Annotated in this window: 18 protein-coding genes; 7 read left to right on the forward strand and 11 right to left on the reverse strand. The window is 46.0% G+C overall.

The window, feature by feature from the left end; genetic code table 11:
- Positions 1 to 3 precede the first annotated feature (3 nt).
- From EYB58_RS21120 to EYB58_RS24940, 5 genes are all read left to right on the forward strand, one after another.
- Complete coding sequence (locus tag EYB58_RS21120) at positions 4 to 735, forward strand: ABC transporter ATP-binding protein (protein WP_111959973.1); 732 nt, start codon at positions 4 to 6, stop codon at positions 733 to 735.
- Positions 732 to 1,937, forward strand: a complete 1,206-nt coding sequence (locus EYB58_RS21125; RefSeq protein WP_111959971.1) for an ABC transporter permease — start codon at positions 732 to 734, stop codon at positions 1,935 to 1,937. Before EYB58_RS21120 ends, EYB58_RS21125 begins: the two co-directional genes overlap by 4 nt.
- 113 nt (positions 1,938 to 2,050) lie before the next feature.
- Positions 2,051 to 2,536: a class I SAM-dependent methyltransferase gene (locus EYB58_RS21130; protein WP_211318003.1), complete on the forward strand. Its 486-nt coding sequence runs from the start codon at positions 2,051 to 2,053 to the stop codon at positions 2,534 to 2,536.
- Positions 2,537 to 2,910: 374 nt separating this feature from the next.
- Complete coding sequence (locus EYB58_RS21135; RefSeq protein ID WP_111959969.1) at positions 2,911 to 5,688, forward strand: cation-translocating P-type ATPase; 2,778 nt, start codon at positions 2,911 to 2,913, stop codon at positions 5,686 to 5,688.
- A gap of 91 nt (positions 5,689 to 5,779) precedes the next feature.
- Entirely contained in the window at positions 5,780 to 5,923 is a 144-nt protein-coding gene (locus EYB58_RS24940; protein ID WP_368733862.1) for a DMT family transporter, read from the forward strand.
- Between the two features lie 269 nt (positions 5,924 to 6,192).
- On the opposite strand, the gene EYB58_RS21145 is transcribed toward EYB58_RS24940, so the two are convergent.
- Complete coding sequence (locus EYB58_RS21145) at positions 6,193 to 6,402, reverse strand: rubredoxin (protein WP_111959967.1); 210 nt, start codon at positions 6,400 to 6,402, stop codon at positions 6,193 to 6,195.
- 383 nt (positions 6,403 to 6,785) lie between these two features.
- Positions 6,786 to 7,400, reverse strand: coding sequence for a LysE/ArgO family amino acid transporter (locus EYB58_RS21150; RefSeq protein ID WP_111959965.1), 615 nt, complete (start codon positions 7,398 to 7,400; stop codon positions 6,786 to 6,788).
- 109 nt (positions 7,401 to 7,509) lie between these two features.
- On the opposite strand from EYB58_RS21150, the gene EYB58_RS21155 reads away from it, so the two are divergent.
- Entirely contained in the window at positions 7,510 to 8,403 is an 894-nt protein-coding gene (locus EYB58_RS21155; protein WP_111959963.1) for a LysR family transcriptional regulator ArgP, read from the forward strand.
- A 46-nt stretch (positions 8,404 to 8,449) separates the two neighbouring features.
- Here EYB58_RS21155 and EYB58_RS21160 read toward each other — a convergent pair whose 3' ends face one another.
- From EYB58_RS21160 to EYB58_RS21185, 6 genes are all read right to left on the reverse strand, one after another.
- Positions 8,450 to 9,187, reverse strand: a complete 738-nt coding sequence (locus tag EYB58_RS21160; protein WP_111959961.1) for an amino acid ABC transporter ATP-binding protein — start codon at positions 9,185 to 9,187, stop codon at positions 8,450 to 8,452.
- A complete protein-coding gene (locus tag EYB58_RS21165) occupies positions 9,180 to 9,863 on the reverse strand; it encodes an amino acid ABC transporter permease (RefSeq protein ID WP_341273400.1) in 684 nt (227 codons plus the stop codon). The genes EYB58_RS21160 and EYB58_RS21165 overlap by 8 nt, the downstream gene beginning before the upstream one ends.
- Positions 9,839 to 11,503 (reverse strand): transposase, encoded by a 1,665-nt coding sequence (locus EYB58_RS21170; RefSeq protein WP_111960817.1) that lies wholly within the window; start codon positions 11,501 to 11,503, stop codon positions 9,839 to 9,841. The genes EYB58_RS21165 and EYB58_RS21170 overlap by 25 nt, the downstream gene beginning before the upstream one ends.
- A gap of 110 nt (positions 11,504 to 11,613) precedes the next feature.
- Positions 11,614 to 12,255: a hypothetical protein gene (locus EYB58_RS21175; RefSeq protein WP_111960815.1), complete on the reverse strand. Its 642-nt coding sequence runs from the start codon at positions 12,253 to 12,255 to the stop codon at positions 11,614 to 11,616.
- Positions 12,256 to 12,439: 184 nt separating this feature from the next.
- Positions 12,440 to 12,661: a hypothetical protein gene (locus EYB58_RS21180; protein ID WP_207309100.1), complete on the reverse strand. Its 222-nt coding sequence runs from the start codon at positions 12,659 to 12,661 to the stop codon at positions 12,440 to 12,442.
- Between the two features lie 118 nt (positions 12,662 to 12,779).
- Positions 12,780 to 13,538 (reverse strand): basic amino acid ABC transporter substrate-binding protein, encoded by a 759-nt coding sequence (locus tag EYB58_RS21185; RefSeq protein ID WP_111958666.1) that lies wholly within the window; start codon positions 13,536 to 13,538, stop codon positions 12,780 to 12,782.
- Positions 13,539 to 13,801: 263 nt separating this feature from the next.
- Here EYB58_RS21185 and EYB58_RS21190 point away from each other — a divergent pair, with 263 nt between their 5' ends.
- A complete protein-coding gene (locus EYB58_RS21190) occupies positions 13,802 to 14,725 on the forward strand; it encodes a DMT family transporter (protein WP_111958664.1) in 924 nt (307 codons plus the stop codon).
- Here EYB58_RS21190 and EYB58_RS21195 read toward each other — a convergent pair.
- The 3 genes from EYB58_RS21195 to EYB58_RS21205 form a co-directional block, all read right to left on the reverse strand.
- Positions 14,667 to 15,446: a 4'-phosphopantetheinyl transferase family protein gene (locus EYB58_RS21195; protein WP_242637470.1), complete on the reverse strand. Its 780-nt coding sequence runs from the start codon at positions 15,444 to 15,446 to the stop codon at positions 14,667 to 14,669. The two genes, EYB58_RS21190 and EYB58_RS21195, sit on opposite strands and share 59 nt — an antisense overlap.
- Before the next feature lie 250 nt (positions 15,447 to 15,696).
- Positions 15,697 to 16,863, reverse strand: coding sequence for an iron-containing alcohol dehydrogenase (locus EYB58_RS21200; RefSeq protein WP_111958662.1), 1,167 nt, complete (start codon positions 16,861 to 16,863; stop codon positions 15,697 to 15,699).
- A 614-nt stretch (positions 16,864 to 17,477) separates the two neighbouring features.
- Entirely contained in the window at positions 17,478 to 17,735 is a 258-nt protein-coding gene (locus EYB58_RS21205) for a hypothetical protein (protein ID WP_111958658.1), read from the reverse strand.
- Between the last annotated feature and the right edge of the window lie 10 nt (positions 17,736 to 17,745).

Here is a 17,745-nt window from a genome sequence, read left to right on the forward strand (position 1 = left end):
GCCATGGCTGACAAAAAACATGCGTTGATCTCCCTGACCGGTGTCACCAAGGCCTACGGCAGCAACGAAGCAAGGATTTTTGCGTTACGCGGTATTGATCTGTCCATTGACTCCGGTGAATTTATTTCGGTGATGGGGCCGTCCGGCTCGGGAAAATCCACCTGCATGAACATCCTGGGATGCCTGGATACCCCCACATCGGGCCAGTATAAATTTGGCGGGGTTGAGGTCAGCCATATGAGCCGCAAGCAGCTGGCCACCCTGCGCCGGTTTTACCTGGGCTTTGTGTTCCAGGGATTTAACCTGCTTAACCGGACCACGGCCATGGAAAATGTGGAACTGCCCCTGGTGTACAGAGGCATTCCGCCAAAGAAACGAAAAACGTTGGCGCGCAAGGCACTTGAACAGGTAGGGCTTGCAGGACGTGAAGCCCACACCCCCGGCGAACTGTCCGGGGGACAGCAGCAGCGAGTGGCCATTGCCCGGGCCATTGCCACCACCCCTTCGGTATTATTTGCCGACGAGCCCACGGGCAACCTGGACACAGCCAGAAGCCATGAGATCATGGAACTTTTAAAACAATTGAACCGGGAACATAACATTACCGTGGTCATGGTCACCCATGAATCGGATATGGCCGCTTACTCAGACCGGATCATTCACTTTGTGGACGGACAGGTGGCAGATGTTGAAAACGGACAGGCAGCGGCAGCAAAAGGAGGTCAGGACCGATGATCTGGAACACTTTTATCCTGGCATTGCGGGGTATCCGGCGTAATGTCATGCGCTCGGTGCTCACCATTTTAGGTATCATCATCGGCGTGGCCGCCGTGATTACTCTTGTGACCATCGGCAACGGCACCACGGCCCAGGTAACCCAGCAGATTGCTGCTATGGGTACCAATGTACTGCTTATTAACCCGGGCCAGCGCCGCGGTCCCGGCGGGGCAGCCAAGGCCCCGAGTTTCTCAATCAAAGATGTCCAGGCCATTGAGCGGCAGATCCATAATCTGTCCGGTGTGGCCCCGGCCGTATCCGCCTCTGCCGTGGCCGTGGTGGGCAACCAGAACTGGAGCACCAGCATTACCGGCACCACCAATGATTTCTTTACAGTCCGCAACTGGACCATAAAGGCCGGCCGCACCTTTTCAGACAATGAGATCAGTGCCGGCCGCACCGTTTGCGTGGTGGGGGACACCATCCGGGAGAACCTGTTCGGCGACGTGGATCCTTTGGGACAAAAACTGCGTCTGGGCAAGGTCTCCTGTCAGATCGTCGGCCTGTTGGAAGCCAAGGGCAACTCATCTATGGGTGGGGACCAGGATGATTGTGTGATCATGCCCATGAAAGCAGTTCAGCGCCGGTTTTCCGGCAACAAAGACATCCCCTTTATTCAGGTGGCAGTAAAAAGCGACGCCTCCACCACCAAAGCGTCAGCCACTATCCAGGCCCTTTTAAGAAAACGCCGGCACCTATCCGACAATGAAGAGGACAATTTCAGAATCATGGACACCAAGGAGCTTGCCACCATGCTCACCTCCACCACCAAAACCATGACAGCCCTTCTCGGCGCCGTGGCAGCGGTGAGCCTTTTAGTCGGGGGCATAGGTATCATGAACATCATGCTGGTTTCCGTGACCGAACGTACCCGGGAAATCGGCATCCGTCTTGCCATCGGCGCTTATGAACATGAAGTGCTGCTCCAATTTTTAGTGGAATCCGTGGTGCTCTCCTCCTTTGGCGGCATTTTTGGTATTATCCTGGCCCTGGCAGCCTCCTTTGGTGCCACAAAAATGCTGGCCATCCCCTTTGCCCCGGATATCTCCATCATCATTATTGCGTTTTTCTTCTCCGCCGCAGTGGGCGTGGTGTTCGGATATTTCCCGGCCCTGAAGGCGGCCCGCATGGATCCTATTGATGCTTTGCGCCATGAATAACACGCCGAAAAGGTAAATCGTATAAATTGAGTTTCAAACAACGTAAAGGAGTAAAAAAAATAAGAACAATGAATAAACCAATGCCGAATATCGGATTCAAGCTCATGAGGCTTATGTTCAAGGTCCGTGATTGCCTTCGCCCCCGCTTGGATGTTTTGAAGGAAGCCGGAATAGAAAAGGGATTTTCCGTGTTGGATTTTGGCTGCGGACCAGGTGGCTACATTATGCCACTCGTAAATATAGTGGGCCCTTCCGGCAAAATTTATGCACTCGACATACATCCACTTGCCATTCACGAAGTCAAAAAAATGGCGTCACGCAAGGGGCTCGAAAACGTTGAGACCATCAAGTCCGATTGCAGCACTGGGCTCCAGGAAAAGGGTGTGGATACTGTTCTGTTATATGATGTCTTCCACAATCTTGGTCGCCCCGATGAAGTCCTGCAAGAGATTCACAGGATATTGAAGCCTGGCGGCACCTTGTCGTTCAGTGACCACCATATGAAAGAAAAGGAAGTGCTCATGCGGCTGACTGATGCCGGAATGTTCAAATTCGTCAAAAAAGGCAAGACAACGTACAGTTTAACCAAAACCGACTGACAGACGAAGCTTGAAAAGTTACCGAGTAAAGTCTAATGGGCTCAGCTAAAGGAGTCGGCTCTTGAGTCATTTAATTGATTCAGCTATTATAATGGCATATATAGACCGTTCTTTGAGTCCTGGTATTCTCAGCTTAAAAGCTGATCGTCAAAGATTGTGGACGATTGATGTAAACCGCAACTGGCGAGTCGTTTTTGAATTCAAAGTTTCTCCAACGCCGAAGTTGGGCAAATTAACAAGAACTTGATCATCGAATAAAAGAACTTGATGAGCCAAAAACAGCCCTCCTTTTATTCAAAACTTTTAAACTCCATAGCATTCTATGGGCTTGCAGCCCATAATGCTTGAATCTATCAAAGGTATAAATCAAGCCCGTGAACAATACATCCTCGAAAGACCTAAAACCTGAAGCCATTGACTGGCACACCCTGGAACCGGACAGGGTCTTTGCCACCCTACACAGCAACGAGGCCGGACTCACCGCCGATGAGGCGACGGAACGGCTGCGCATTCACGGCCCCAATCTGATCCGCAAGACAAAGCAGGACGGGATACTCCGGCTTCTGTGGCGTCAGATCAATAATTCCCTGATATGGGTCCTGCTCGCCTCCGGCACCCTGGCGATCTTGCTCGGTAAAATGACCGACGGTCTGGTGGTGCTCTCGGTGGTGCTGATTAACGCCGTTATCGGCTTTGTCCAGGAATTCAAGGCCGGAAGGGCCATCGAGGCCCTTTCCGAGATGGTTCCGCAGAATGCCATCGCTATCCGGGAGGGGAAAAATTGCACCATTTCCGCCTCTGAACTGGTGCCCGGCGATGTGGTACTCCTGGCGGCAGGCGACAGCGTAGCGGCGGATATGCGTCTGGTCAGCATAAAAAACCTGCAGGTGGAAGAAGCGGCCCTGACCGGCGAGTCGGTGCCGGTTGAAAAAAACATCGTCTCGGTCAGCAGTGATGCCGTGCTCGGCGACCGGACCTGCATGGTCTACAGCGGCACCCTGGTCACAACAGGTACGGCTACAGCCGTGGTTACGGCCACCGGCATAGGCACGGAGCTGGGCCGTATCTCCGACATGCTCGAAAGTACCGTTGACCTGGAAACGCCGCTCACGAAAAAACTGGATGAGGTCAGTACCTACATTACCATTGGAATTTCGGTCATCTCCGTGGTGATCCTGGCTATCGGCATGAAACGGGCCCTGGATATCGCCATCCCGCTGGGTACAGCCCTGAAAGAAACCCTTATTTTTGCCATAGCGCTGGCGGTCGGGGCCATCCCCGAGGGCTTGCCTGCGGTGGTGACCATTGCCCTGGCCATCGGGGTGCAGCGCATGGCACGCCGAAACGCCATTATTCGCAAACTGCCCGCAGTGGAAACCCTGGGCAGTACCACCGTGATCTGTTCCGACAAAACCGGCACACTGACCTGCAACGAGATGACCGTGACCGAACTGCGGACCCTGCAGACCAGTTGCCGAATCAGCGGCAACGGTTACGATCCACTGGGCAGCTTCACCATCGAGGGCCGGAACGTGGTCCACCTGCCCGAAGACATCGAGGATCTGCTGACCAAGGCGAGCCTGTGCAACGATGCCACCCTGCATCAAGAGGCAACCGGGTGGAACATCACCGGCGACCCGACCGAGGCCGCTCTCCTGGTTGCCGCCGCCAAAGCCGAGATCTCCATTGAAACCGCCACCGCCCAATTTCCCCGGCTCGACAGCATACCGTTTTCATCGGAAAACCAGTATATGGCCACCCTGCACGGTGGCACCGAAAAAACCATTGTCCTCAAGGGGGCGCCCGAAGTTATTCTGAGCCGTTGCCATGCTGCAGGACAGGCCACGGATGTTTCGGAACAAATCATAGCGGAGATCAACCGCATGGGCACCCAGGGGATGCGGGTGCTGGCCATAGCGGACAAACAGGTGAACCAGGCCGCACCCGATGCGCTCTCGCCTGATTCGGTGGTGCAGGGGTTTACATTTCTGGGCTTGATCGGCATGATCGATCCGCCGCGTATAGAGGCGGTTGAAGCCATCAAGGCCTGCCATCAGGCCGGAATCGAGGTGAAGATGATCACCGGCGATCACCGCACCACGGCCCTTGCCATCGGCACGGAGCTCAACCTGGCAGGCAGCGGCCAAGTCGTGACCGGCGTGAAATTGGCAACCATGGATGCAGCAACCCTGCAACAGACAGCGCTGACCACCAACATTTTTGCCCGGGTGGCCCCGGAGCATAAGCTCCGCCTGGTGCGTGCCTTGCAAAAAGAACGGCACATCGTCGCCATGACCGGTGACGGCGTGAATGATGCGCCATCGCTAAAGCAAGCCAATATCGGCGTGGCCATGGGTATTACCGGTACGGCGGTGTCCAAGGAATCGGCGGATATCGTTCTAGCGGACGACAATTTTGCAAGTATCAGCGCGGCGGTGGAGGAGGGAAGACGGGTCTACGACAATCTGATCAAATCCCTGGCCTTTTTATTGCCCACCAATCTCGGCCTGGCGTTGATCCTGATTTACGGCATCATGTTCTTTCCCTTTGACCCGGTAAGCAAAATGCTGTTGCTGCCCATGCTGCCGACCCAGTTACTGTGGATCAATCTGGTTGCGGCGGTCGCCCTGGCCCTGCCCCTGGCCTTTGAGGTCAAGGAACCGGATATTATGCATCGGCCGCCCCGCAATCCGGACGCGCCGTTGTTTACCGGTTTTGTGGTCTTCCGGGTGGTAGCGGTCTCCTTGCTGATGACCGCCGGCACGATTGTGCTCTTTACTATGGAATATCAACAGGAACTAGCAGCGAGTATTGCTGAACCACTAGCCCTGGCCAAGAGCCAGACCATGGCTGTGACCTTTGTCATTTTGTTCCAGATCTTCTACATGACCCACTGCCGATCGCTGAAGGACAGTCTGCTGAAAATCGGATTCTTCAGCAATCCCACCGTATTCTGGGGGATTGGTGTGGTTCTTGCCCTGCAGGGGCTGTTTATTTACCTGCCCTTGATGCAGCGGGTCTTCCGCACAGCACCTCTGTCGTTCACCGAAATCGGGCTGACCACTGCTGCGGCGTTCATTATTTTTCCGGCGGTGTCCCTTGAAAAATGGATTCGCTCCCTGGTGCGGCGTTCGCTGAGAGACGGTGCCTGATAGTTGCAGTTGTCTTTCCGAGGAATAGGATCAGGTCTTGAATTATTACTTTTTAATCAAAAAATCTTATAGTTCAAGACCTTCCTTTCCAGTGGGTACAGCCGATACGGCTTGGACAGGAATTGAGGCAGTAGGAGTTGCGATTATGGGAATGATACTTTTTAACGAATCACGAGATGTTCTGAGAATAATATGTTTGTTATTAATCGTAGCTGGAAAGTTGGTTTTAAACTAGTTTCTTCGTCGTAGGAAAGTCCATAGCCATGTCTTTTGTGGATGCAAAAACTTGCACTATCGAAGGGTTGATACTCTCCCGCTATTACTTTGATGGCTCATGTTGCGTTTCGGGGTCCTAATTTTTGATACAAACACTATGCACCTGAAATGATTAATAATATTAACATGTCTTCTATATTGCAAGCCCGGAGCATTTTGTTATATTTCATATAGTTAAGCTTAATAACCCCCTAAAAAAATCCTGAAACGCAACATGAGCCTTAATTATTATGTACTCTCAGCTAAAGTCGACCCTGGTCCTGCTAAAGGTCTAAAGGTTTTTTTTGATGATTTGCAGAAAGGACATTCCCAATCATCCGGAAGATCTTTAAACGCTGTCCCCGGAGGGGTATTGGTCTTTGGTTCGCCTTTGTCAGGGTCATAAACATATCCGCAATTGTGTACTTGACATTGATACATATCTTTTGGATCAGCCATTTTAACTCTCCTTATTCTAAGTTTTTTTAAGTAATTAATATTAAACTACCCAAAGGGGCTATGTCGAAGCCTATCTTATAGAAGACATGAACCGAGCCATTTTCCATAAAAGAAAGTACGAAAGGAAATAATCTCCACATAAAATGAAGACGATGCAATGAATTAACTATAATCAGATCTTCAAATTTAGTCAAGGAAATTAACCCTAAACGAAATATTTGCCATAAGAATGGCTCAAATATGAGAACCCGGATGGCCTCTGCTGACTTCTCCTACGCGGTCAAGGCCGGTTGCCCGGCCTTCAGCCGTCTTCACAAGTTTACGGACACACTCTATAATGTGTAGAGGACGGTTTTGAATTCCAGCAGTACATAAGAGCCATGTTAGACTGAAACCTGATGTATAATCAGCGATCCTGCAATAAACCACATGGTTGCGCAAACCAGGCTGTCAAGGATTCGCCAGGATATCTGTTTTTGAAACAAGGGGGATAGCATCTGTCCGCCAAGGCTTAAGCTGATAAACCATATGACAGATGCGCAAACCGCCCCGATCCAAAAATACAGGCGCATCTGCCCGTGAAATTGACTGCTGATACTGCCCAGAAGAATGACCGTATCCAGATAAAAATGCGGGTTGAGCAAGGTAACCGCCAACGTTGCGATTACCGCAGTTCCCAATGACCGTACGGCTTTATCCCGGGCCTGCAGCCGCCCTCCTTTCACAGCGGAACGAAGTGACCCGAAACCATAAAAAATAAGAAAAGCTGCACCACCCCAGGTCACCCATTGCGAAAAAACGGGATTACCAGACACAAAAGAGCCGAAGCCTGCAACGCCTGCTGAAATAAAAATCGTATCACAAAGAATGCAAATAAATGCGACAATTAAATGATGATTTTTGCGAACTCCCTGGGAAAGAACAAAGGCGTTTTGTGCGCCAATGGCTACAATCAATCCGCCGCCGGTACCAAAACCCTGTAAAAAAGGTGCTATCACTTATTCTCCTTGAAATTTTCATATTTTACATGAGGCAAAAATATGACAATGGAATTCAAAAGTAAAATTAATAGTTTTTATTGCTCATAAATTCTGCTAATGATACTTCATGTTTGATTATAAACTCATTGAAGCGTTGGCCATGGTTTCCATGGAAGGCGGTTTTGACAAAGCCGCCAAGGTATTGCACATAACCCAGCCTGCTGTTTCCCAGCGCCTGAAGCAGCTTGAACAGGCAACAGGCCAGGTGCTGATAGCACGCACCACCCCGCCCAAAGTAACCGTTGCCGGTCAAAAACTGATCAAACACTATCTGCAGGTCAAAAGACTTGAGGATGATCTATCAAGGCAGATAAATGATTCCGGCACCAGGGAATTTTCATCCCTGACCATAGGTGTCAATGCAGACAGCCTTGCTTTGTGGTTTTTAGAGGCAGTCCGCCCGTTTTTAACCCGGGAAAAGGTGCTGCTTGATATTCGTGTTAACGACCAGGAACAGACCCATAAACTGTTTAAAAACGGAGAGGTAATGGGCTGCATCAGCACCCTGGAGCAACCCATGCAGGGATCAAAAATTGAATACATCGGCCGCATGCATTACCATATGACTGCAACACCGCAGTTTGCAGCCCACTGGTTTCCCAAAGGCCTGAATGCCGAAAATGTTCAGCACGCCCCGGCGGTTATATTTGACAGGCAAGACTCACTGCACCACAAACTTTTACTGAACGCCTTTGGCCTGAAATCTTCAAATATTTTCGCCCACTATGTCCCTTCAGTGGAGAAATTTGCAGATTATATCACACAAGGCCTGGCCTACGGCACCCTTCCGGACCAGCAAAGCAGACCACTTTTGAAAAGCGAAAAAATCATTAACCTGCTGCCCGACTTTAATGTACCGGTAGACCTTTACTGGCATTTCTGGAACCTGAAATCAGCTCTGCTGGACGATCTGACAGAGACCTTAACCGGATTCGCTAAGTTATTTTTCAAAATTGCTTAACCTGGGAGCCCGGGCGGATCGCCCGCATCTTTAGAATACTTGTAGTTCACAAAATCTGGCTCAGGAACAGCTTGGCACGGTCATTTTTAGTGTGATTAAAAAATTCATCCGGCGTCCCCTGTTCAACAATGGCACCATGATCCATGAAGATAATTCGGTCTGCAACCTCTCTTGCAAACCCCATTTCATGGGTGACAACAACCATTGTCATCCCTTCTTTGGCAAGTTTGGTCATAACAGCTAAAACTTCACCGATCATTTCAGGGTCAAGGGCTGAGGTCGGTTCATCAAAGAGCATTATTTTCGGTGTCATAGCAAGGGCTCTTGCTATGGCAACCCGCTGTTGCTGACCACCGGAAAGTTTACCCGGATATTCACCTGATTTGTCAAAAATACCCACTTTTTCAAGCAATTTTGTTGAAATCCCGGTGGCTTCTTCACGGGTTCGTTTTCTGACAACAACCTGGGCAAGGTTCAGGTTGTCCATGACCGTTTTATGGGGAAAAACGTTAAAAGACTGGAAGACCATTCCGACTTCTTCACGGACCTTGTTGATATCGGTTGATTTGTCGTAAATATCAACACCATCAATGATAATTTTACCGGCATCAATGGTTTCGAGCTGGTTGATGGATCTTAAGAGCGTACTTTTACCGGAACCGCTGGGTCCGAGAATAACCACTTTTTCACCATCATGAACGTCCAGTGAAACACTATCAAGTGCTTTTAAGTCGCCGTAGAATTTACTGACGTTTTCTATGTGTACAAGAATTTTGCTATTCATCGTCACTTATCTTATCCTCCATAATGCCCACAAATTTTGACAGGATCAATGTGATTACAAGGTAGATAAGAGCTACCATTGTGTATGTTTCAAAATAATCGAATGATTCGGACGCGAATTCTCTTCCCCGCCTTAAAAGATCGGAAACGGCAAGGATTGAAACAAGAGAGGAATCCTTTAAAAGGGCGATAAATTCATTGCCGACTGGCGGTAGTATGGTTTTTACTGCCTGGGGAAGGATAACGTGCTTGGTTGTCTGTGACGAAGTCATCCCAAGGGATCTTGCCGCTTCTGTCTGGCCTTTTGAAATGGCATCGATACCGGCTCTGAAAATTTCTGCCATATAAGCGCCGTAACAGATGGACATGGCAATAATTGCGCAGATTTCAGCAGGCAGTTGAACAAATTTTCCCAATGCAAAGTAGATGTAAAAAAGCTGAACCAGAAGCGGAATGCCTCTGATAATTTCAACATAAAGGGAAGCAATGCCGTTAATGAACCTATTTTTGGAGATTCTTCCAAGTCCAGCGATCAAACCAAATAGCAATGATAAAAAAATGGATGCGATGGTCACTTTGAACGTTACATAAATCCCATCCGGTAAAAATTTTAATCTATGATAGCAAATGACGGTTGGTATTGATCTTGCTCTTAAGTAGCGAATAAGGATGCCAATTTTTTCGGCAAATCAGGCCGCTGAATTATTTTTTTCATTTCAGGGCTAATTTTTCCATACGTTTTTTGTTCGTCGTTTAATTTTTCAAGAACCATGTTGTAGTCAATTTTTTCGAATCGTTCCTCCAAAGTAGCATTCCCATCAAGGATGGCTTCCATATATTCTGCTTTATCAAGATTCTTGATTAACGGCGTGTCTGTGAGCATGGTTTTGAGCCTTTTATTTAATGATATTGTTCCACTTCTTTTCCGGTTTCTACGTTTAAGTTCCCGGAAAAATCGTTCCAAAATATTGTTTGTGCGTTGAGGTTGGATGTGAACCTGCTGACCATTGGATGTTTCGATTGTAATTGGATCGGCAAAAAGTTTCTCCCAGTAAGTGTCGATCTGTTTGATCATTTTTTTATATGAGTCTGTTTGAGATAATTTCGGGTCTGCCATTATTTGCGCCCTGAATCTTTTCACTTTCTGAGCAATACGTTTTATATTGGTATTATTATCGCCGTCATCATTAAGTCCTTTCTTATTTTCAGAAACGGTTATGGATAAGGCGGTTCGGAGTTGTTTGAAGGTTTCCATCTTTTTTTCAATTTGCTTAGCGGCGCTTCTCAACTGTTGGTCATTGATGATTTTATTGAGAGGCTTCCAAAGATTGAAGAAATGTTTATCGAATTGATTGTAGCCAGAGGTGTCCACCATTTTATACAGGACTTTTAGCCGCTGGTAAAAAATAAAGTGCGGGCAATCAAATGGGAAACCATAACCCTCAAGTTGGCCAGTTGTGTCAAGAGCCCAATGGATCATGACATATGACGACACAATCGCCAGTTTTTCTGCGGGTATTGTGTTCGGCTGATTTTCAGCAATACACTCTAATAGCCCTGTCCCAAGTTGAGTATCGTTTCCCATGAGAGAGTCCAGCGCCTTTGCTTTTGCCCGAAGCACTGTTCTGATTTTATGCTTTGTTAAACGGATTCTAATCTTAGCGTATTCTGCTTCATATAAATCTTTTCCAATATCTCTTAAAAAATGGAAATGGCAGATGAAATCCGGAATACCTTTGAACACAACCTCTACTGCCGATAAAATGCCTTTACCCATATCATGGACCAGAGCAACCGGGTTGCCGTATTGCTTTTTTATTCTTTCTAAAAAGGGGATGATGGATTCTGCTTTTTCCGAGGGCAATTTGATATTATCCAATACTATTTGAGCAATGCCGTCCATACCGGTAAAAAGATGAGGACTGCCGCCTTCGCAAGTGCCATCTATATGCAGAATATAGCCGCCTTTGTGTGACATCAGTTGATTTAATCGTTGCTGTGCCTGCTGATGGGCTATGGCCAGATAAGCAATAAATTTCTTACCAAGGAAACCAATCTCTCGTTGAGAAATGGTTATATTTCTATCTGACAGCAGTGCAATGATTTGCTGTTCTGATAGACAGTGAACAAAAAGTCCATATCCGACAAAAACCAACACATCATACCCATACGTGCACCGATATGGGGTCAAAGAACGAAGCTGTTGACTTTGATGGACCGTGTTATCAATTGGATTGACCAAAACTGTTTCCTTTGCACAAAATGCCCCGATATCCAAAGTCACAACGTTTTTCTTCCTGGTTTTGAGCACTTTCAAATCCCGTTGGCCTACCTCCTGCGGATAAAAGGAAATAGTTGGCTCCTCCGGAAATAGATTCTGCGGACAAATCCCTTCAGTGATTTTGTCGATATACCCTGTGAGACATTTTATGGCTCTGTATCCGAAGTTTTTTTTAAAAGGTCATGGAATTGCAAAAATTGTTTAACAACAACTGGGTCAAAGCGCTCACCCGGAAGAGCAGATTCAATGGCAAGCCGGTCAACTTCAATACCTGGGTTTTTTATTATGTGTACTAAAATTTTAACTGCCTGGGTATCAGTGGGCCAACCATCGGTCTTGTGTCGTTCTGCACCCCTTTTTTGTAGTTGATATTTGTTGGGTGCCGCTGAAAAATAAACAAACCGGCCCTGATGTTTTTCTCGTTTGATTTCGTCGGATTGCTTGATTTGTGAAAAATAGGAACTACTTGAAGGGATCTCAATAATGCTCGAAATATCAGCGGCACTGAGCCCAGCTTCAGATCTTTTTACCAATTCAATAATTGTTTGTTTTAAATTGCCGTGCTTGGAAAATAGAGCAAATTGATATTTCCATAATCCATTATCGTCAAATTCAGGAATTTCGGGCAATGTGTAGTAGCGACCGTTTTGATTTATGCTTGTGAATGTTTTCCACTTTTTTAATCTTCTTCTCACTGTTATCGCAGAGCATTGGAGTAATTGCGCCAGCTTTTCAATTGCCATAATTTTGTCTTGCCTAAACTTTTTCCGAACGTCATATTCATCCATTCCCCCTCCGTGATAAAGTATGTGTAATTGTGAACGAATTACGCATACTTTATCATGGATATGGAAGGGGTTTCAAACTATTTTTCCCTGAAATTTTAGGTCGATAGGCTAAAAATGAACATATTGGAGTGAACTTTAAGGAAAACACATACTTTATCAGTTTCAAGTTCGAGGTAGGACGTCATTATTGATGGGGCTTTTCAAGATTCCAACCGTCATTTGCTGCCATAGATTTTAATATATCAAGATACGGATCAGGTTTAAAATAGACGAGTGCAGCAATAATTGATATGGCACCAACAAAAGTCACCCGCCAAGCAGTGAACAATCCGATATCATCTTTTTTTGGAATTGCCCCACCGTCGGAAAATTCTATCTTTTTTGGTTTTTCAGCACTACCGGACATTGGCATTTTTTCTTTCTTTCCTTGTCTATATTGATAGCCATACCATGGCTATGGAACTTTTCACGACGTCATAAAAAAAGCCTGACCCAAACGGATCAGGCTTTTTGTACAAATTAAATTACTGCAGCCATTTTTTTTCAAGTTCCTTGTCGATACCTTTGGCCTGTACAGCTTTGATACCTTTATTGATCAAGTCAACAATCTCTTTGTTTCCTTTTTTAACAACAATGCCATAGTTTTCTTGGGTAAACGGTTTACCGGTAATTTTAAATTGGCCTTTGTAGCTTTCTTTCTGAAGTGCATAATTTGCAGCGATGGGTGTATCACAAACAACGCCGTCAAGTCTTCCTGATGCCATGTCTTCAAAGGTAAGGCCGATTTCATCATAAGATTTGAGCTCAACGCCTTTGACTTTCTTGATCTCCATGGCACCGGTTGTACCAATCTGGGCACCTAGTGTTTTACCTTTAAGATCTGCAATGACTTTTGCAGAAGACGCAACAGGCACAACAAGTACCTGGCCTGCATTGACATAGGGCATTGAAAAGTCCATTGCTTTTTTACGTTTGTCAGTGATCGTTACCGACGAGATGATTGCATCGTATTTACCACCTTCTACGCCGGCAAAGATACCATCCCATGCAGTATTTTTGATGACGGCCTTAAATCCAGCTTCCTTGGCAACAGCATTCATGAAATCAATATCAAAGCCTACAAGATTTTTATTTTCATCAATCATTTCCATTGGCGGCCAGGTTGCGTCAGATGCAACGGTAATAACCCTTTGGGTTTCAGCGGCGAAAACGCTTCCGGGCATTGTCATCAAAAACCCGGAACAAATAGCGCACAGTACCGTAATTAATTTTAATAGTTTCATAATACTTTCCTTCCATAAGTTAAATTCAAAATAAATCAAGTCCAAAAAATACGCATTAGACTTTTTGAAGTCAAACGAAAAAAATCCAGCGCTTTTTTTTGTTTGCCTTTGTTTTTGAATTGTGATTAATAATCCAGCTTGATTTTTGTTGACGCTGGGACAACTTCATAAGAAAAAAAATATATTATATTCAATGCATTTTGTATCATGTGATAAAAAAAATAGCCTGAAAAGGCACAGCCTTTAAAATAAGTGATAATTTTATGATGCTTCAAAATAAAAAATTAAAAATTGCAGGTGCATATGTTCTTCTGATTTTAACAACATTTTTCTGGGGTGTTACATTTGTTGTTGTTCAAAATGCGGTTAACCAGGTAGACGTATTTGTTTTTCTTGCCCAAAGGTTCATTGCCGCCTCATTTATTCTTCTGCTCCTGTGGCCATTTTTAAAGCGGCCGATAGACGGTAAAACCCTTTTAAAGGGCAGCGTTTTAGGGGTGATGCTTTTCGGCGGTTTCGCGTTTCAAACGGTGGCTCTTTTATATACTTCGGCATCAAATACGGCTTTTTTAACCGGGCTGAATGTTGTTTTTGTTCCCCTTTTATCTGCCGTTATTTTTAGAAAAGCCATCTCGGCAAAATCTCTTGCCGGCGCAGTGTTCGCATTTATCGGGCTTTATTTTTTATGTGCCACAGGAACGAGTTGGTCTTTTAACAAAGGAGATCTTCTGGGCTTTGCCTGTTCGATCTGCATTGCGATTCACATTATATATACCGGCAAATATGCCAGGGAGTGTGATGTTTACTGGCTGACAACGGTTCAGTTGGGTGTAATCGGTCTGCTGAGCCTGCTTATCGCATATTTTACAGGACATGATGCACTTGCCTGGTATCCTGAAATCCGTAATGCGCTCATTATCTGCGTATTATTTCCAACGATATTTGCATTTCTGGTTCAAACAGCTATGCAGCGGGTTATCAGTGCACCCTCAACCGCCCTGATCTTCTGCCTGGAACCTGTTTTTGCAGCTGTTTGTGCCTATTTTCTGATTGATGAGAATATTGGTGTAACCGGCCTGATCGGTGCGGGACTGATCCTTTTTGGGATGATTCTTTCGGAAATTAAGCTTAAAAAATTAATGAGTTGGGGTCTATACCCACAAACGGAACACACCAAAAGTGCTTAAAAACAATGGGAGACGCGGAACGACCGGCAACAGCAACAATTTTGCCGGACTCGGGTCGCCATTGGAAAAACTGCCACGTGGGCTCGACCCGGCCGGTATCACTGAAAGTGATTTGAATGCCAGCTTCATTTGCATTAAAGGAAAAACTATTCAAGGGGATGGATAGTCCCCTGCCAACCGCCTTGATATAGGCCTCTTTCAAAGTCCAGATATCAAAAAACAACTTTCGTTTTTCAGCCTCTGGTGCCCTTGAGACAAGTTCTGCCTCACAAAAAGAAAAAAATCGTTTGGCAATGGAAAAATCTGTGTGTCGCCCCACATCCTCCACATCGACGCCCACGGGAGCATTCCGGCATAAGGCGCAGACTGCTGCGCCATGGCTATGGGAAAGGTTGAAATGAATATCCGGCAATCCGACAAGAAAGGGTTTGCCATGTTCATTGGTTAAAAAGTTAAGGGATTGCGGATCCTGTCGGGTCACCTCCCCGATCACATACCGCACCAACGCTCTGGACACCAGACTGAGGTGCCGGTCCGATGGCTTCATGTACCGGTCTGCCTTCTGAATTTCAGCGGGAGAAAGACAGGCCCTGTATTGCTTTAAAAGACAGGGATCAGATATCTGGTCTGCCCGGGTGTAGAATACGTGGATTGAACCGAAATCTGGAACGGGCGATTTTATCATAACGGTGACCTGCTGGTTTTTAATTTTTCGTATCATCAGATTTCAAAAGCATACTACCATACCATAAAAAGGGTCATTTTTAAGTTCTAAATTCATACACTCCAGACAAGTTGGCTTTGTGTGTGTAAATACGTTTATTTTTGTCGGCTCCTATGGGGATTTCCAGCCCGTATTGTGCATTGATCATGTCCAAAAACAACCCGACCATTATCAACTTGATGATAATGGTCGGGCGATGTTAATCTAAGATTTCAACAATGGCTTAATCTAAAGATTTCAGGGCCGGCTAAAGTGCTGCTGTATAGATGTCAATAACATCTTCCAAAGTCGGACGTCTTGGGTTGGTAGCACCGCAGGCATCTTTCTGGGCGTTTTCAGCCATGATTTTCAAATCTTCCTTTTTAACACCAAGCTGGGTGAGATCGGTGGGAATTCCCACATCCGCAGACAGGGTTTGAATCGCTGTCAATGCGCATTCTGCAGCGTCTCTGTCAGAAAGGCCATCGATATTTTCCCCAAGGGCTACAGCAATATCAGCATACCGCTCAAGCTTGGCAATCAAGTTGAAACGGGAAACATGGGGAAGAAGAATGGCATTGCAGACCCCGTGGGGAAGATCGTAAAATCCGCCCAATTGATGGGCCATTGCATGGACATGCCCAAGGCTTGCATTGTTAAAGGCCATGCCGGCAAGGTACTCGGCATAGGCCATCTTATCTCTGGCTCCAATATCTTCACCATTGGCAACAGCAGGCCTCAGGTATTGGGAAATCAGCTCAATGGACTTGATGGCACAGGCGTCGGTAATCGGAGTGGCGATGGTAGAAACATATGCTTCTACAGCGTGGGTCAACGCATCCATACCAGTTGCAGCCGTCAGGGAACTGGGCATGCCCATCATGAGTAATGGATCGTTGATGGCAATGGCCGGTGTTACCCGCCAGTCCACGATAGCCATTTTCACCTTTCTGCTGGTATCGGTAATAATGCAGAACCGGGTCATTTCGCTGGCTGTGCCTGCAGTGGTGTTGATGGCGATAAAGGGCGGCATGGCCGTGGTAGACAAATCAACGCCCTCATAGTCGTGGATAGTCCCGCCGTTGGTTGCCACAAGCCCGATTCCTTTACCGCAGTCATGGGAACTTCCCCCGCCAAGGGTGATGATCATGTCGCATCCGCTTTTCTCGTAGAGTGCCAGCCCCTCTTCCACGTTTTTGTCAGTGGGATTGGGCACCGTATCATCGTAGACCACGGCTTCCGATCCCATATCTGCTTTGATCAAATCGCAGATTTTAGCGGTAATCCCTGCCGCAGTAATCCCCTTATCTGCGACAATAAAAGGTTTATTTACCCCAAGGCTTTTCATTTGGGCGCAAATCTGTTTGTGAGCGCCAACGCCCATGAGGGTAACTGTGGGAATGTAAAATCCGTAAACTGCTTCTCCGTTTGACATTTTAATCTCCTTTGTTAAATTCATGTAAAATCCACAACCTCAACAACTGCCCACTTAACGAAAGCAATTTTGAAAGCAATTTTGAGGCCATGAAGGCGTATATAAGTCCTCACAAATTTATTTTTTTAATTAAATAGCTTTTATTTCAATCACTTAACTGTGATATTTTCTGCTTTTGCAGAACGCCCCAGGGCTTATCGGTCTTTTGGGACCCAAATTTTTTTTAAAAAAGTGTAGCAGGTTAACCCGACCATTAAGCCCGATGGGTCAAAAGGTAACATGATCAAGACATATCTGGATAGTAATAATCCATGCATCGGCAGCAGAGTCCGTGCGAAATATTTGGTATGCCTTTTTCCAATAGGGAAGGTACCCACAGCCATCTGTTCATATTAATCCCTGATTTTCCTGCAATTCATACACTGAATAATCACGCCTTTACCATTTACAAATTGTTTGTTGAAATCTATGCTTTTTTCAGTATAAAGACACTCTTTAATCAGATGATGAGATGTAACAAGACCTTTTTTTTTCCAAAATCGGATAAGCAGTTAGCCTGAATATTCTCAATAATTTTTTGGAAGAATACTCATAATTAAATCCAAACATTTTATTTAAAACAAGCGCTTCGCTATATTTTTTTTGATGAAACTTTTTATAGGCTCTTCGCCAACTTCAGTAATGTTGGAACCCAAAGAATATGTTTGCGTTATTTTATCTCCACCATTATTTATGGCAAAATTCTCCCAGGCGTTGTTATAAGCTTTTAGTTTCATTTCAGAGTCGACAATACATATAAGGTCCTCGCTGTTTTTAATGGATTCCAAATCCATGTAGAATACTTGTCTTTGAAAAATAGGGTCAATTCTCATATTAGAATTT

It is taken from the genome of Desulfobacter hydrogenophilus (genome assembly GCF_004319545.1).
Lineage (GTDB): Bacteria > Desulfobacterota > Desulfobacteria > Desulfobacterales > Desulfobacteraceae > Desulfobacter > Desulfobacter hydrogenophilus.

Coding starts and splice junctions, on each gene's coding strand:
- EYB58_RS21195 (WP_242637470.1), bottom strand. CDS start 15,446: ATGATACGAAAAATTAAAAACCAGCAGGTCACCGTTATGATAAAATCG.
- EYB58_RS21180 (WP_207309100.1), bottom strand. CDS start 12,661: ATGTCCGGTAGTGCTGAAAAACCAAAAAAGATAGAATTTTCCGACGGT.
- EYB58_RS21155 (WP_111959963.1), top strand. CDS start 7,510: ATGTTTGATTATAAACTCATTGAAGCGTTGGCCATGGTTTCCATGGAA.
- EYB58_RS21205 (WP_111958658.1), bottom strand. CDS start 17,735: ATGAGAATTGACCCTATTTTTCAAAGACAAGTATTCTACATGGATTTG.
- EYB58_RS21145 (WP_111959967.1), bottom strand. CDS start 6,402: ATGGCTGATCCAAAAGATATGTATCAATGTCAAGTACACAATTGCGGA.
- EYB58_RS21120 (WP_111959973.1), top strand. CDS start 4: ATGGCTGACAAAAAACATGCGTTGATCTCCCTGACCGGTGTCACCAAG.
- EYB58_RS21190 (WP_111958664.1), top strand. CDS start 13,802: ATGATGCTTCAAAATAAAAAATTAAAAATTGCAGGTGCATATGTTCTT.
- EYB58_RS21185 (WP_111958666.1), bottom strand. CDS start 13,538: ATGAAACTATTAAAATTAATTACGGTACTGTGCGCTATTTGTTCCGGG.
- EYB58_RS21130 (WP_211318003.1), top strand. CDS start 2,051: ATGTTCAAGGTCCGTGATTGCCTTCGCCCCCGCTTGGATGTTTTGAAG.
- EYB58_RS21125 (WP_111959971.1), top strand. CDS start 732: ATGATCTGGAACACTTTTATCCTGGCATTGCGGGGTATCCGGCGTAAT.
- EYB58_RS21200 (WP_111958662.1), bottom strand. CDS start 16,863: ATGTCAAACGGAGAAGCAGTTTACGGATTTTACATTCCCACAGTTACC.
- EYB58_RS21175 (WP_111960815.1), bottom strand. CDS start 12,255: ATGGATGAATATGACGTTCGGAAAAAGTTTAGGCAAGACAAAATTATG.
- EYB58_RS21160 (WP_111959961.1), bottom strand. CDS start 9,187: ATGAATAGCAAAATTCTTGTACACATAGAAAACGTCAGTAAATTCTAC.